This window comes from Streptomyces sp. QH1-20 (assembly GCF_041283565.1).
GTDB classification, from domain to species: domain Bacteria; phylum Actinomycetota; class Actinomycetes; order Streptomycetales; family Streptomycetaceae; genus Streptomyces; species Streptomyces syringius.
The window spans coordinates 3,905,067-3,919,061 of record NZ_CP166299.1 but is presented as its reverse complement, the minus strand read 5'-3'; the positions used below and the strand labels follow the sequence as shown (position 1 = coordinate 3,919,061).

The window sequence follows — 13,995 nt, the reverse complement described above, 5'->3', positions numbered from 1 at the left end:
GTCGGACCTATCTAGCCCGTCGGCCAGCAAGTAACCGGGCCGGGCGCTTGGCATGCGTGCTGTGGAGAGATCATGGCGCAGGAACCGGCCCCCGCGGAGGCGCGGAGCTCACCACCACCGTCCCGGGGTACCTATGGAGCGGTCGGCTCCGGGTTCGGCACGGCGACTGACGCGGCGTCGCGTGTTGACGCCCGGGGATCCGAGGGGGACGTGGCCTCCGAAGGGTCCGTGGGGTAGGCGGCGGCGAGCAGTTCGGTGGCGCCGGCGAGCAGGGCCAGCCGCTTCTCCTCGGGGTCGCCCTCGATGTGCTGGATGGCGAACGTGCCGTAGTGCAGGGTGAGCAGCGCGGTGACGCAGCGGACCTTGGCGGCGACGCTGCTGTCCGGCTCCTGGAGCAGCTCGGAGAGCGCGGTCACCCGGTCCTTGAAGTCCTGTCCGACGCTCAGGTCGCTGAGCGTCGCCTGGTTCGCGTTGAGGACGTTGAACAGCGGTGCGGCACCGCTGAAGATCACGCTGCTGCGGTCCAGCAACTCCCGCTTGACGGCCAGTGATCGCGGCTGCTGACGGCCCCAGAAGATCAGCTCGTCGAGTGCGATGCCGACATCGGAAAACAGACTGACAAGTATGTCCTCCTTGGTGCGGAAGTGGTAGTACAGCGCTGCCTTGGTGACGCCCAGCTCGTCCGCGATCTCCCGCAGGGAGGTCTTCTCGTACCCCCGCTCCATGAAGAAGTCGCGGGCCACCTCCTGGATGTGCTGGCGGGTGTTGCTACGGCGAGGTCGTGGTGTGCTCCCCATCGGCTGTTCCCTTCGCTCGGGCGGGTCCGGGGACCGCGATCTTGCTGGTGGCAAGACGAGGAGAATAACGTACTTGACGCCCGGTTAGTGGCTGTCTAATCTTCCGAATATGCGCACCAACCCGGCGGCAAGTAAGTCAACGGCCGGTGCGCAGGGGGGCGTCGGCGGACCGGCCGACGCGGTTGGCTCGCTCACTCATCACCCATGCGTACTCATGCGAGGAGACGCCCGTGTCCGGTAGCCCGACCGATGGCCCATTGCGGTTAGCCGTCATCATCGGCAGCGTGCGCGAGGGCCGGCTCGGCCCGACCATCGCCGACTGGTTCGCGGACCGTGCACGTCGACGGCCCGAGTTCGACGTCGACCTGATCGACCTCGCGGAGGTGGCGCTGGGCGCCGCGGCCCCGTGCCCGAGCCCGCCGCCGGAGACCATCGAGGCGCTCGGCAGGCTGACCCCGCGGCTGGACGCGGCGGACGCCTTCGTCGTCGTGACGCCCGAGTACAACCACAGCTACCCCGCGGCCCTGAAGAACGCGATCGACTGGCACAACCCCCAGTTCCACGCGAAACCGGTCGCCTTCGTCTCCTACGGCGGCCTCGCGGGCGGGCTGCGCGCGGTGGAGCACCTGCGGTTGGTCTTCGCCGAGCTGCACGCGGTCACCACCCGCGACACGGTCAGCTTCCACAACGCGTGGGACCTCTTCGACGACAACGGCCGCCTCAAGGACCCCGAAGGCCCGGGCGCCGCCGCCACCGTCCTGCTCGACCAACTGACCTGGTGGGCCCACGCCCTGCGGCACGCCAAGTCCGAGCGCCCGTACGACATCTGAGTCGCCGCGGCGGCCGGCCCGTATCCACCGGAGCCCGCGCCCGCGCCGCAGTACGCGAATCCGTACACGCATGAGCCCGTACACACCTGAGTCGTACGGCATCTGAGAACAACACTTCTGACCGAGGGGACGGTGCGAGTCCGCATGGCACGACACCTTGCCGCCGCACAGTACGACTACAGCCGGTACGACTACGCCCTGGACGAGCCCGTCCCCCATGTCTTCGACGGTTTGAGCGTCCCGGTGCGGACGGCCGCGTCCATGCTCGGCCTCTCCCCGTGGACGGTGTCGCACCTGGTCGACCGGGGCGAGCTGCGCAGTGAGCGCGGCGGGCAGTACCGCTATGTGACGCTGTCCAGCATATTTGCCTATCGTCGGCGTACCCGATGATTCAGCGGGCCCGATCATCCGGTTAGACCGATGATTTCGGCCCTATTTTTCCGCCGTCGGGCCGACAGATATCGGCCGGCGGTGCGATCTGTAGTGATCTGAATGGCGCGAATGAGTGAAAGCCCGGAACCTCCGGGAAAGAGCGCAGTTATTCAGAACGCTTTCCCAGTGGGGGCGCTACACGATCGAAAGGCATAGACGTGCTCAAGAAGGTTCTCGCCACGGCCGCGGTGACGGCTTCCGCCGTCGGCGCCATGACCAGCCCCGCGATGGCGATCGGCGACGATCGTGGTGACGTCGCCAACGGCAACGCTGCGAAGACCGGTTACGGCAACACCAAGACCGGGGGCAAGGAAAGCCCGCAGATGAGCCTGATCCAGGGCACGCTCAACAAGCCGTGCCTCGGCATCGGCAAGATCGGTGTCCAGTCGATCCTCGCGCTGATCAACATCGGCGTCCAGGACATCCCGATCCTCACCTCGCAGCAGCAGCAGCAGTGCACCGACAACTCGACGATCAGCGACGGCGACGACCAGCTCTCGCACCTCATCAGCGAGATCCCGGTGCTCTCGGGCAACGGCTCGGCGAACGGTCACTGACCGACGTACCGAGAGTGGTGAAATCCCCCTGCGGCGGGTGTGCGGGCCCCGCCGCAGGGGGCTTTTCCTGTGCCGGAAATCGGCTCGGCCGAACGGGTGAAGTGGAATAACCTCCCCGCCTTTTCACGAGTTGCACAGGTAGCTGTCGTAATTCGTGGACCAGAGCGAAGGAATAAACGTGATCAAGAAGGTAGTGGCCACGGCCGCGATGTCGGTTTCAGCGGTCGGTACCCTGGCCGGCCCCGCGATGGCGATCGGCAACGACGGCCAGGATGTCGCCAACGCCAACGGCGCCGCGCAGATGTACGGCAACACCTACACGGGCGGCTACATGAGCCCGCAGATGGGCCTGATCAACGGCTCCCTCAACAAGCCCTGCATCGGTATCGGGAAGCTGGGCGCCCAGTCGCTCATCGGCCTGCTCAACATCGGCCTCCAGGACATCCCGATCCTGTCCTCGCAGCAGCAGCAGATGTGCACCGAGAACTCCACGATCAACGACGGCGACGACCCGCTGTCGCACATCCTGGACGAGCTCCCGATCCTCTCGGGCAACGGTTCCGGCAACCGCGCCGACCACCACGACCACCACGAGGGACGCGGCAAGCACCGCGGCGAGCGTCACCCCGACGAGCACGGCCACCACTGACCTTCCTGACATCACCGGCACCTCGCGGAGCCGCCCCCGGGTTCACCCGGGGGCGGCTCCGTCGTGTGTGCGGGCCCGGCCTGCTGCGCGGTCCGGGGTCGACGAGGAAATTGACCCATGATTCTGGCAGTGAAATGCACCATGGGGCCGGTCGCCTTGGGGCCTAGATTCGTAGTCGTGAAGCCGCGGACAGCAAGCGAGCGGCGAACCCCACGCACGATTCCCCCTGAGGAGCACCCCCCATGAGCGGCACCGAGTTCCCCCGCCCCGACGACGTCGTCCTCGTCCGGGAGGCCGACGCGGAGGTCACCGCCGACGCCCCCGGCAGCCTGATCACCCTCATCGCCGACTCCGACCGCACCGGCGGCGCGGTGACCACCAACCGCACCATCCTCGACGAGGGCGTCGCGGGCGCGCCCCCGCACTTCCACACCCGGGCCACCGAGATGTTCTTCGTCCTCGACGGCGCCCTCCAGGTCCTCATCGACGACCGCGTCGTCGTCCTGGAGAAGAACGACTTCCTCGCCGTCCCCCCGGGCACGCCCCACGCCTTCGCCCCCGCCCCCGGCTCCTCCGCCGACGCCCTGCTCGTCTTCACCCCGGGCATGGACCGCTTCGAGTACTACCGGCTGCTCGACCGGGTCAACAAGGGCGAGGCGAGCGTCGAGGAGATCAAGGCGTCCTCGGAGCGCTTCGACAACCACTACGTCGACAGCCCCCTCTGGCGCGAGACCCGTGCCGCGGGTACCCGCTAGATCCCCCGGCAATCACCGCCGAGGCGCTGGGAGGCCTGTTCTACCTGGGGTGTTACGGTCGCAGCGGTCCGGCGGGGGGATCGCTTCGCACGCTTCGGGCGCGCTTCGTACCGCTTCACAGGCTTTGTGCGTCAGACCTCGCTCCGCCGGCCGGGCACAACGGCAGCGGATGGGGGAACAGGTGGAAGACAGCCAGGAGTCGCTCCGCGAGGAGGTGGACCGACTGCGCCAGGAAGTCGCCCGCCTCCGCCCGTGGCAGGAGAGCGTGGTCGAGGAGATCAAGAAGTTCGCGCTCTCCGTCAAGCACGACTACGGCGAGGTCGAAGGCGCGCTGATCGGCGTCATCGACCGGGTGACCGACCTGGAGGGCGGCGCGACCGCCGACCGGGGCGGCCAACTCCCCTGGTCCCTGCGCGCGTCCGCGCGCGACTGGCAGGACCTGACCGCATGGGTCGACTGGCTCCGGGCGCACTACGTCACCCAGCCCCACCTCCACATCGCCCCCTGCTGGCCCGCCCACGGCGGGGTCGTGGAAGAGCTCGCCGCCCTCTGGTCGTCATGGCGCGCGGCGGCACAGCGGGACGCCGACCCGGCGCGCGTGGGCAACGATCTCACCCACTGGCACCAGAACCTGCTCTGGCCGACGATCGAGCGCATCCGCCTCAACTACCCCATCGCCGAGTGCGAAGCGGACCACATAGCCGATCCCCCGGCACCGCCCACGGACTCCGACGCGCTCACCGCCGTCATGGCCGAGGCGGCGGCCGGGCGACGACGGTGGGAGAACCGGCGCTTCACCTACGGCCTGGAGGCCGACGCCCCGTACACCCCCGGGCGGCCGGGCGCCCTGTGGCGGCGGCTGGGCGAGGACTGGGAATACCTGTCGCTGCTGGACTGGCAGTGGCACGCCGTCGAGAAGCACGGCACCGTCCACCCGCCGAAGGAGACGGACCTGCACCCGGTGACCGGCGAACGGGCCGCAGAGCTGGAGGCGGACCGGCAGATATGGGTGCGGTACTGGGCGCACTACGCGGACGAGGCCGACCACCGGGCGGGCGAGGAGCCCACGACGGTGGTGCGCCGCCGCCGCAGCCCGGAGCGGACCTACGACGAGGCGTTCACCGCCGCCAACGTCTGGGCCCCGACCACGGCCGTCTTCGACTTCCTCGACCCGCGCCCGTCCCACCCTCCCCACCTCGTGGAGATCGACCGCGACGAGGCCGAGCGGCTGCTGTACCGCGTGTGCGGAGTGCTGGGGGCGACCGAGCTGTGACGACCGGGACGAACACCCCCACCCTCACCGGCACCGGCGCCTGGCGCTGCCGGCCCTCGGACTTCGGCGAGCACCTGGAGCTGACCGCGGACCAGAACGCCTCCCTCAGCGCCCGCTGGGAACAGGCCCGTTCGGATGTCGGCACCCTCGACGACGTCATGGCGGAGGTCCTGCGGCGGACCGCCGAGTGCGGTGGCACGCTGCGGGAGCCGGAGCACCGCCTCAAGGCGTTGCAGGCCTTCCGCGTCCGCGGCGCCGGACAACTGGCCGCGCGGGTGCCGCTGGGAAAGATCACGGCGCGGGTCGTCGACCTCAACCGCTACACGCTGACCCTCCGGTCGGAGCACCTCACCAAAGGCATCGAGCGGGCGTACGCGCTGCTGCGGGCGAAGGGCTTCGTACTCGTCCCCGGCTCGGAGCGGGACACCTGGACCGATCCGCTCCACAAGGCGCTGTACACGGCCTGGCAGTGGGGTGACGAGGGATCGTCGCGGAGGTTCGAGATCCAGTTCCACACGCCCGGGAGCTACTGGGCCAGGTCCAAGAACCACGACGACTACGCGCGGTACCGGACCAGCCGGTACCGGCGGATCGGAGCGGACGGCAGGGACCTGCCGAGCCGCCAGGAGGAACGGGCCGAGGCCTGCCAGCGCGAGCGGTACCACCACCTCCCGGTACGGGATGTGGAAGCGCAGCTGCCGTCGAAGCCGGAACCGGAACCCCCGGTGGCCGACGAGGCCGTGCGCTTCTGGGCGCTGTACTCCAACGACTACACCTGGAGCAGGGGCAAGCCCCCCAGGACGGTCTTCCGGCAGCGCCGCACCGCGGAACACCAGGACGACACGGAGTTCTCGCCCTCCGGCCATTGGACGGGCAGCAGAGCCATGTTCAGGTCCCGCGACGCGCGGGACGACGATCCCCCGCGCCTGGTGGAGATCAGCGTGGAGGACGCGGAGCGGCTGCTGCAGGAGCTGCGCGGCGTGACGGGGGCGACCCATTGGTGAGCACGCCGGGTCCCGCTCCCGGGCGCGGTCGTGCGGAATAATCCCGCCCATGCCGTCTGACCTCACGTTCTCGGATGATCGCTCCTACGGGAGCCCGTGTGCTGCCCGACCGGCGCACGCCCGCTCGCGCACCGAGCCCGCCGCGTGAGGCTCTCCGGGCCGCACCGGCTGCTGCTGCCCGACGTGCTGGAGGTGGGCGCCCCGTACGCGCTCGTCCTCGGCGGCGGCTACGCCCTGCAGGCGCACGGACTGGTGGACCGCCCGAGCCGCACGCTCGACCTCGTCACCGAGACGCCGACGCCGATGGCCGACGTGGCCGCCGCCCTGCGGGCGGGCCTGGAGGCGAGGGGCTGGCAGGTGGCGGACCTGACGGCCGAGCCGCTGTCGGCCCGCCTCGCGGTACGGGGCCCGGATCCCGACGCCATGGACGGGCCGAGTGACGCGTGCGCGGTGGACGTCGTCAAGGAGACGCTGTGGCGGCCTCCGGTACCGGGGGAGTACGGACCCGTCCTCGCCGTCGAGGACGCGGTCGGTCTGAAGGTGCGGGCGCTGGCGGACCTCGGGCTCGCCCGGGACCTCGTCGACGTGTGGTCCGGGTCCGACGGCTGGTCCTACGCCGAGCTGGAGGAGTGGGGCCGCCGCCACGGGCGGGACGCGTTCGACCCGGCCGATCTGCAGGCACGGCTCGAACGGTCGGAGTGGATCGACGACCGGGAGTTCGCCGCGTACGGGCTCGACGACACCGCCACGGCCGCACTGCGCCGCTGGGCCCAGCTGTGGGCGGATGACATCGCCGAGCGGCTCATGGAGGAAGCCCCGGTGGAGGACGAGCTGTGAACGGACTCCGTCAGCCCGGTGGGAGCGCCCGGCACAGCGCGTCCAGCGCGGCGCCGTAGGCGTGGTCGGGCGGGGTGCCGAAACCGACCACCAGGCCGTCGGCCCGGGGTGACGTGGCCTCCGGGTGCCGGAATTCGGCCAGGCCGTCCACGGCGAGCCCCTGCCAGGTGGCCGCCTTGAGCGTCGACTGCTCGGTGCCGGGCGGCAGTTCCAGTACGGCGTGCAGACCGGCCGCGACACCGGTGGCCCGGATGTGCGGGGCGCGCTCGGCGAGGGTGGCGACGAGCCGGTCGCGGCGGTCGCGGTAGCGCTGCCGCATCCGGCGGAGGTGACGGTCGTACGCCCCGGAGTCGATGAAGTCCGCGAGGGTGAGCTGGTCCAGCACCCCGGCCCAGGCCTCCCGTTCGCCCTTGACGGCCAGCACCGGGTCGACGAGGTGGTCCGGGAGCACCATCCAGCCGAGCCGGATCGCGGGGGACAGGCTCTTGCTGACCGACCCGATGTAGACGACCCGTTCGGGGTCCAGGCCCTGCACGGCGCCGACGGGTTGCCGGTCGTAGCGGAACTCCCCGTCGTAGTCGTCCTCCAGCACCAGAGCGCCCCGGGCCCGCGCCCAGTCGACGACCTCCGCGCGCCGCTCGGGGTGCAGCGGGCCGCCGGTCGGGAACTGATGGGCGGGCGTGAGCAGCGCGGCCCGTACCTGCTTGTGCGCGGCCAACTCCTGGGTGCGCGCACCGTGTTCGTCGACGCCGATCGGCACCGTACGCACCGAGGCGGCGGCCAGCAGCTCGCGGTGGAAGCCGAGCCCGTAGGACTCCACGGCCAACGGGCCGCGCAGCACACCCCCGAACAGCAGCCGCAGCGCGGGCGCGAAGCCCGAGCAGACCACGATCCGCTCGGGGTCGGTCCGCACGCCCCGGGACCGCGCCAGATAGTCGGCCAGGGCCCGCCGCAGTTCGTGCCGGCCGCGTGGATCGCCGGGCCCGAAGGCGTCGTTGGGCGCGGCGTTCAGCGCACGACGGCCGGCGGTGAGCCAGGCGCCACGGGGGAACGAGGCGGCGTCGGGCTGGCCCTGCCGCAGATTGTGCGTGGGCCGTGGCGGGCCCGCCGGGGCCTTCTTCGGTGCCCGTACGGGCCTCGGTGGCGCGGCCCGCCGGGCCACCCGGGTGCCGGAGCCCTGCCGGGCGGTGAGCCAGCCCTCGGCGACCAGTTCGGCGTAGGCGTCGGCGACGGTGTTCCGGGCGAGCCCGAGGTCGGCGGCGAGCGAACGGTAGGGCGGCAGCCGGGTGTCCGGCGCCAGTTGCCCCGAGCGGACGGCATCGCGCAGCGCCCGGATGAGGACCGCGCGGCGGCTGCCCGGCCCGGACAGCTCCAGATGCAGGTCGCGGCCGATCCGCTCCGCCCAATTGACCCAGTTCTCCGCCATGGAAATGCACCTTACCGCCGGTCGATCAAGCCCGTACATTCATGATCATGACGACGGATGCCCGCACCCCCGCCCCTGCCCGGCCTGCCCGGATCGACTTCGCGCGCTCGGCCCCGAAGGCGTTCAAGTCCCTGATCGGCTTCGACGCCGCCGCCCGCGAGGGCATGGACCCGGCCCTGGTCGAGCTGGTCCAGATCCGCGCCTCGCAGCTCAACGGCTGCGCGTACTGCCTGCACATGCACACCTCGGACGCCCGCAAGGCGGGTGAGAGCGAGGAGCGCCTCCATATGGTGGCCGTCTGGCGGGACGCGGCGCAGTTCTTCACCGCCCGCGAACGCGCGGCCCTCGCCCTGACGGAGTCCGTCACGCTGCTCCCGGCCGGCGGCGTCCCGGACGACGTCTACGCCGAGGCGGCGTCCCACTTCGATGCCGAGGAGCTGGCCCGGTTGCTGGCCCTGATCTTCGCCATCAACACGTGGAACCGCATCGCGATCGCCACGGCGAAGATCCCGGGCACGGACGACCGCGCCTGACGATGTGATGCGGGGCAGCCCCAGGCCGTTGGCCTGGGGCTTTCGTGGTTTTCGCGGCGCGCCCGGTGTCGCTTCCGCCCGGGCGCGTTCCGGGCTGCCTGGTGCCACCGTGGCGCCATGAGCGCCAGGTGTGTGCCACGCCTTCTTGCGGTGGTGCCATCGCGGTGCCATGATGGCATCACGGAGCTCGGCCCGTAGTGCGGGCTCGACCCCGAGTTCTTGGGCACCGCCGGGCTGCACGGGCGGGGTCCGCCGGCTTCCGTCGGCCCACGAACCACCGGCACCACAGCACTTCCTCTTCACCCGCCCCACCGGCGGGAACTCACACCGGAGCCATGAGGACGGGACAGCCATGCCCACGTGCGGCACCCCCCGCTCCTGACGCTCCTGACCGGATGACAGGCCGCCCACCAGCCACACAGGAGGACACTCATGCAGCGCGAATCGTCGACGCACCCCCCGGAGAAGGCCACCCCAGAGGAAACGACGTTACCGACCCGGCGCCCCCAGGGCTGCCCCTTCGACTCGCCCGCCGAGCTGGCGGACCTGCGCGAGCGGCAGCCGCTCACCCGGCTGCGCTACCCCGACGGCCACCTGGGCTGGCTGGCCACCGGCCACTCCACAGTCCGGGCGATCTCCGCCGACACCCGTTTCAGCTCCCGCTACGAGCTCATGCACTACCCCTTCCCGGGCATGGAAGGCATGGAGATCCCCCCGGCCACGGTCGGTGACCTCACCGGGATGGACCAGCCCGAGCACACCCGCTACCGGCGGCTGCTCGCCGGCAAGTTCACGGTCCGCCGGATGCGCGCCCTCACCGAACGCGTCGAGCAGATCACCGCCGAACACCTCGATGCCATGGAGCGCCAAGGCCCGAGCGTGGACCTGGTCCAAGCCTTCGCCTACCCCGTGCCGGCGCTGATGATCTGCGAACTCCTCGGCGTGCCCGGAGCCGTACGCCGGACCTTCATGGAGCGCGCGGCGGCGATCAGCGCTCCGGAGGCGACGCCCGACGAGCAGACCGCCGCGCTGACCGGGCTCGGGGTCTTCTTCCGGGAACTGGTCGAGGACAAGCGCGCCCAACCCACCGACGACGTGCTCAGCGATCTGACCACCAGCGAGCTCACCGACGAGGAACTCGCCGGAATCGCCGCCTTTCTGCTCGCCGCCGGCCTCGACACCACGGCCAACATGATCGGGCTCGGCACCTTCGCCCTGCTGGCCCACCCCGAACAGGCCGCGGCCCTGCGCGCCGACCCCGGCCTCGCCGACCAGGCGGTCGAGGAGCTCCTGCGCTATCTGACCATCACCCACACCGGCGTCAGGACCGCGCTCGAGGACGTCGAACTCGACGGACAGCTGATCAGGCTCGGCGAGTCGGTCACCATCTCCAACCAGGCCGCCAACCGCGACCCGGCCCGTTTCGAGGACCCCGACACCCTCGACCTCCACCGGAAGGCCACCGGCCATCTGGCCTTCGGCCACGGCATCCACCAGTGCCTGGGACAGCAGTTGGCCCGCGTCGAAATGCGGGTCGCCCTCCCGGCCCTGTTCACCCGCTTCCCGACGTTGCGCCTGGCGGTACCGCACGAGGAGGTGCCGCTGCGCACCGACATGAACATCTACGGGGTGCACCGGCTCCCCGTCACCTGGGGCGAGGAGTAGGCCGATGGAGATCAGTGTCGACCGTGGGCGCTGCCTGGGCGCCGGGATGTGCGCACTGACCGCCCCCGAGGTGTTCGATCAGGACTTCGAGGGCGGCCGGGTCCTCCTCCTGACCGCCGAGCCGCCCGCCGACCGCGCCACCGCGATCCGCAGGGCCGCCTACGTGTGCCCCTCCGGAGCCATCAGGGTCACGGACTCCGGGGCGTAGGCGCCAGGGCTCGCTTCCCGGTGGCAGTGCGATCGCCGGGCTCCTCGGTCACCACATCAGGGCGTCGGAGACGTTCGTCTGCCAGTAGGTGACCGCCGCGCTGTCGTCGACCCACGTGCCCTTCGGGAAGGCGATCGAGTCGGGCCCGCCCTCGGAGCCCTCACCGCTGTCGAGGAAGACGTGCAGGGTGCGGACGTAACGCCCGTTCTCCCCGGAACCGTCGGCGGACGACAGCCGGATGCCCGCGTAGGCGGACTGGCCCGGCTTGAGCGTCACGACCGACTGCGGTGCGGACTCCTCCACCGCCTGGGCACCGACGGACTGGTCGTTGTCGAAGCCCAGAAGCGGGGCCTTGAGAAGGGTGCAGGTCTTGGAGCCGGTGTTGGTGACGGTCAGCAGCTGGTGGTTGATCGGCCGGCTCACGTTCCGCACGGTGAAGTCGGCGGAGGTGGTGGAGCAGAGCGCCCCGACCCGGCCGCGGTCCGCCTGTGGGGCGGCCTGGGCGGGAACGGCCGCGGTCGCCAGGACAGCGGCGCCGGAGAGGACGGCGGAGGCGATGAGACGTGCGAAGCGCATGATGGCTCCTCCTGATGAGGTGTCAGTGGGCGTTGACCGCCTCGGCGTTCCCCGAGGCCTGATCAGCGTGCGGGGCCGCCCACCACCCCATCAAGGCCTGCCGGGGTTTCCGGGAAGCCAGAACGCTTGAGTACGGCCTGACCTGCGGAAAGGCCAGGGCCGTGGAACGCTCCGGTGGGATGCTCCCGCGGAATGCGAACGGTCAGCCCACCGGGGCGGGCGACCACCGCGTATCGCCCGGCGGCTGCTGGTACGAGGGCCTGCCCGCGGCACCGCTGGTGCGGAAGGGCCTGCCCTGGTCGTCGATCCGGAGCGTCCCGTGCCGGCCGCCGCTGGACCACTGGAGCTCCAGGTGCCACCGCACGTCGTGCTGTCCGACGTCGGCCTTGACGTAGAAGACCTCGGCGTCGGTGCGGCTCACCTTGTACGGGAAGTCGCGCTGACCGCCCACCGGGGTGAGGGTGGGTGACCCGGCCCCGAGGTCGACACCGAAGGACCGCGTCGCCACGTCGCCACCACAGCCGACCCCGGTGGCGTACGCGTTCCAGGCGAGCGGCACCTGGGTGCTGTCCACCCGGACGTGCAGCCCTTCGAGCACGACCGCGTCCTTGCCGGTGCCCTGCAAAGTGATTTTGACGAACTGCTGGTCGGCGCTGACGGCGCCGAGCTCGGACACCCAGGCGGGCGCGTCCTGCTCGAAGGGGGGTTTGGGCATCTCACCGGGTTTCCGGTTGACCAGGAAGCGCTGGGAACAGGGGCTCTCGTAGGCGTAGGGCCGGGTGTGGGCCGTCAGGGGAGCGTCACCCCTGACGCTGTCGCTGTCCTCCTGCTGACCGGGTGCCGAGGGGGAGGCGGTGTCGTCCGCGCTGGCGGATGCGGCGGGCTCTTTCTCTTCCCCCTCCTTCCCGTCCTTCTCCTCCTTCGGAGAGGAGGACGGGGTGCCGGACGGGTGCTGTCCGGACTTCCCCGGCTTCCCGGGCGCGGTCGCCGCGGCTCTGTTCGAAGAGGAGGCCGCGGCGGTCTGCGCCTTCCCGTCGTCATCGGTGCCGTTACTGACGAGGCTGACGGCGAGCGCGGCGGAGCCCATCACACAGGTGACGGCCAGGGCGGCCAGTACGGCTCTCCGAGTGCGCCGATCCCGCGGTGGGCGGCTGTCCGACGAGACCGGGGGAGCGGGACGGGGAGGAGCGGGCGCCACTTCCGGTACCGGAGCCGTCGTCGCCTCCTCCGCCGGAGCCGCGACTTCCGCCGGTGCGGCGTCGGTTGACGCCCCGTCCGCCGACGGCTTCCGGCCGCGCGCCGCGTCCGCGAGGATCCACTGCCGGTGGACCTGGATCAATTCTTCCGGAGTGGCCTTGCACAGGCGGGCCAGCCGCTCCACCGGAGCGAACTCCGTCGGCACGGTGGACCCATTGCAGTACCGGTGCAAGGTCGACGTACTGACGTGCAGCCGCTTGGCCAGCACCCCGTAACTCAGGCCGGACCGCTCCTTCAGCGATCGCAGCAACTCCGCGAGATCGCTTGCCCCCACGCCACTCCTCCGTCCCATGTCCCCGTTCCAGAGAACACCCATTCCCCCAGGTCAGAGCCGGTGACAACGTTCCAGCGTCCCTAACCGTCCCGTGGTGCTGGCGCCCGGGACGCGGCGTCGCACAAGCTTTCGTCATCCAAGCATGCCGCTCCCGGATCCGGTCGAGCGGCGCTCCGCTGCCTGCCCCATGAAGAAAGAGATCCGCCATGCGCGCCTCCGTCCGCCGGCCCCGTCTGCTCGCCGCCGCCTCTCTCGCGCTCGCCGCGTTCGCCCTGACGGCGTGTGACAAGGGAGAGGGAGTCCGCGAGGAGGGCGCCGCCTCCCAGGCCGCCGAGCCCGCGCAGTCGCCGGCCCCGGAGAAGCCGGCCACGACGCCTGACGCGCCGGCCGCCTCCAAGGCCCCCGGTCAGAAGGGGACGGGCGGCACGGGCACCGGCAAGGGAAGCAGCCGCGCGTCGGCGCCCGCCACGCCCGCCGACCCCAACGCCCCGGCGAACCGCGTGCCCTGCACCGCTGACAACACCCGAATCACCGCCGCACCGGTCTCCCGCCCGCTCAACCACATGCTGCTCACGATCACCAACACGGGTTCCAAGATGTGTGACTTGACGGGCTACCCGATCGTCAAGTTCGAGGGCGCCCAGTCCGTCCCCCCGGTCATGGAGGCGACCAAGCCGCAGGCGGTCACCTCGCTGGCGCCGGGCAAGCAGGGCTACGCGGCCGTGATCCTCTCCGCGGGCGACGGCAGCGGCGGCGAGGGCCGCACGGCCCAGAGCCTGGAGATCGGCTTCCAGGGCAGCGACAAGATGGCCGAAGCCGCCCTCCAGGCCAAGGGCGTGCACATCGACGACTCGCTACGCGTCTCGTACTGGGTGACCACGGTCGAGGACGCCCTCTCCTGACCTCGAACGGACCCGGACGA

The 13,995-nt window shown here is 71.0% G+C and carries 16 protein-coding genes; 12 read left to right on the top strand and 4 right to left on the bottom strand.

Annotated elements, in window-relative coordinates; all coding sequences use genetic code 11:
* Positions 1 to 131 precede the first annotated feature (131 nt).
* Positions 132 to 797 carry a TetR/AcrR family transcriptional regulator gene (locus tag AB8O64_RS17545; RefSeq protein WP_370419943.1) on the bottom strand — a complete coding sequence of 222 codons (666 nt, stop codon included), beginning with the start codon at positions 795 to 797 and terminating at the stop codon, positions 132 to 134.
* 230 nt (positions 798 to 1,027) lie between these two features.
* Between AB8O64_RS17545 and AB8O64_RS17540 the strand changes: the two genes are divergently transcribed.
* From AB8O64_RS17540 to AB8O64_RS17505, 8 genes are all read left to right on the top strand, one after another.
* Positions 1,028 to 1,627, top strand: a complete 600-nt coding sequence (locus AB8O64_RS17540; protein ID WP_370419942.1) for an NADPH-dependent FMN reductase — start codon at positions 1,028 to 1,030, stop codon at positions 1,625 to 1,627.
* A gap of 144 nt (positions 1,628 to 1,771) precedes the next feature.
* Positions 1,772 to 2,017 (top strand): hypothetical protein, encoded by a 246-nt coding sequence (locus AB8O64_RS17535; protein WP_356456005.1) that lies wholly within the window; start codon positions 1,772 to 1,774, stop codon positions 2,015 to 2,017.
* Positions 2,018 to 2,217: 200 nt separating this feature from the next.
* Complete coding sequence (locus AB8O64_RS17530; protein WP_130878697.1) at positions 2,218 to 2,616, top strand: rodlin; 399 nt, start codon at positions 2,218 to 2,220, stop codon at positions 2,614 to 2,616.
* A 178-nt stretch (positions 2,617 to 2,794) separates the two neighbouring features.
* Complete coding sequence (locus tag AB8O64_RS17525; RefSeq protein ID WP_370419941.1) at positions 2,795 to 3,265, top strand: rodlin; 471 nt, start codon at positions 2,795 to 2,797, stop codon at positions 3,263 to 3,265.
* A 242-nt stretch (positions 3,266 to 3,507) separates the two neighbouring features.
* Complete coding sequence (locus AB8O64_RS17520) at positions 3,508 to 4,020, top strand: cupin domain-containing protein (RefSeq protein WP_370419940.1); 513 nt, start codon at positions 3,508 to 3,510, stop codon at positions 4,018 to 4,020.
* 181 nt (positions 4,021 to 4,201) lie between these two features.
* Complete coding sequence (locus AB8O64_RS17515) at positions 4,202 to 5,293, top strand: hypothetical protein (protein WP_370419939.1); 1,092 nt, start codon at positions 4,202 to 4,204, stop codon at positions 5,291 to 5,293.
* Positions 5,290 to 6,297 carry a hypothetical protein gene (locus AB8O64_RS17510; protein ID WP_370419938.1) on the top strand — a complete coding sequence of 336 codons (1,008 nt, stop codon included), beginning with the start codon at positions 5,290 to 5,292 and terminating at the stop codon, positions 6,295 to 6,297. Before AB8O64_RS17515 ends, AB8O64_RS17510 begins: the two co-directional genes overlap by 4 nt.
* A gap of 144 nt (positions 6,298 to 6,441) precedes the next feature.
* Positions 6,442 to 7,134, top strand: coding sequence for a nucleotidyl transferase AbiEii/AbiGii toxin family protein (locus tag AB8O64_RS17505; protein WP_370419937.1), 693 nt, complete (start codon positions 6,442 to 6,444; stop codon positions 7,132 to 7,134).
* A 10-nt stretch (positions 7,135 to 7,144) separates the two neighbouring features.
* On the opposite strand, the gene AB8O64_RS17500 is transcribed toward AB8O64_RS17505, so the two are convergent.
* Positions 7,145 to 8,560: a PLP-dependent aminotransferase family protein gene (locus tag AB8O64_RS17500; RefSeq protein WP_370419936.1), complete on the bottom strand. Its 1,416-nt coding sequence runs from the start codon at positions 8,558 to 8,560 to the stop codon at positions 7,145 to 7,147.
* Between the two features lie 41 nt (positions 8,561 to 8,601).
* On the opposite strand from AB8O64_RS17500, the gene AB8O64_RS17495 reads away from it, so the two are divergent.
* From AB8O64_RS17495 to AB8O64_RS17485, 3 genes are all read left to right on the top strand, one after another.
* Entirely contained in the window at positions 8,602 to 9,093 is a 492-nt protein-coding gene (locus AB8O64_RS17495) for a carboxymuconolactone decarboxylase family protein (protein ID WP_370419935.1), read from the top strand.
* 432 nt (positions 9,094 to 9,525) lie between these two features.
* The gene (locus AB8O64_RS17490) at positions 9,526 to 10,758 is read left to right on the top strand and encodes a cytochrome P450 (protein ID WP_370419934.1); all 1,233 of its coding nucleotides are present in this window, start codon (positions 9,526 to 9,528) and stop codon (positions 10,756 to 10,758) included.
* A gap of 4 nt (positions 10,759 to 10,762) precedes the next feature.
* Positions 10,763 to 10,966, top strand: a complete 204-nt coding sequence (locus AB8O64_RS17485) for a ferredoxin (protein ID WP_370419933.1) — start codon at positions 10,763 to 10,765, stop codon at positions 10,964 to 10,966.
* Between the two features lie 48 nt (positions 10,967 to 11,014).
* On the opposite strand, the gene AB8O64_RS17480 is transcribed toward AB8O64_RS17485, so the two are convergent.
* Together AB8O64_RS17480 and AB8O64_RS17475 are read right to left on the bottom strand one after the other, a co-directional pair.
* Positions 11,015 to 11,542, bottom strand: coding sequence for a DUF4232 domain-containing protein (locus AB8O64_RS17480; RefSeq protein ID WP_370419932.1), 528 nt, complete (start codon positions 11,540 to 11,542; stop codon positions 11,015 to 11,017).
* Positions 11,543 to 11,744: 202 nt separating this feature from the next.
* Positions 11,745 to 13,073, bottom strand: coding sequence for a helix-turn-helix domain-containing protein (locus AB8O64_RS17475; protein WP_370419931.1), 1,329 nt, complete (start codon positions 13,071 to 13,073; stop codon positions 11,745 to 11,747).
* A 206-nt stretch (positions 13,074 to 13,279) separates the two neighbouring features.
* Between AB8O64_RS17475 and AB8O64_RS17470 the strand changes: the two genes are divergently transcribed.
* Positions 13,280 to 13,975 carry a DUF4232 domain-containing protein gene (locus AB8O64_RS17470; RefSeq protein ID WP_370419930.1) on the top strand — a complete coding sequence of 232 codons (696 nt, stop codon included), beginning with the start codon at positions 13,280 to 13,282 and terminating at the stop codon, positions 13,973 to 13,975.
* Positions 13,976 to 13,995 lie beyond the last annotated feature (20 nt).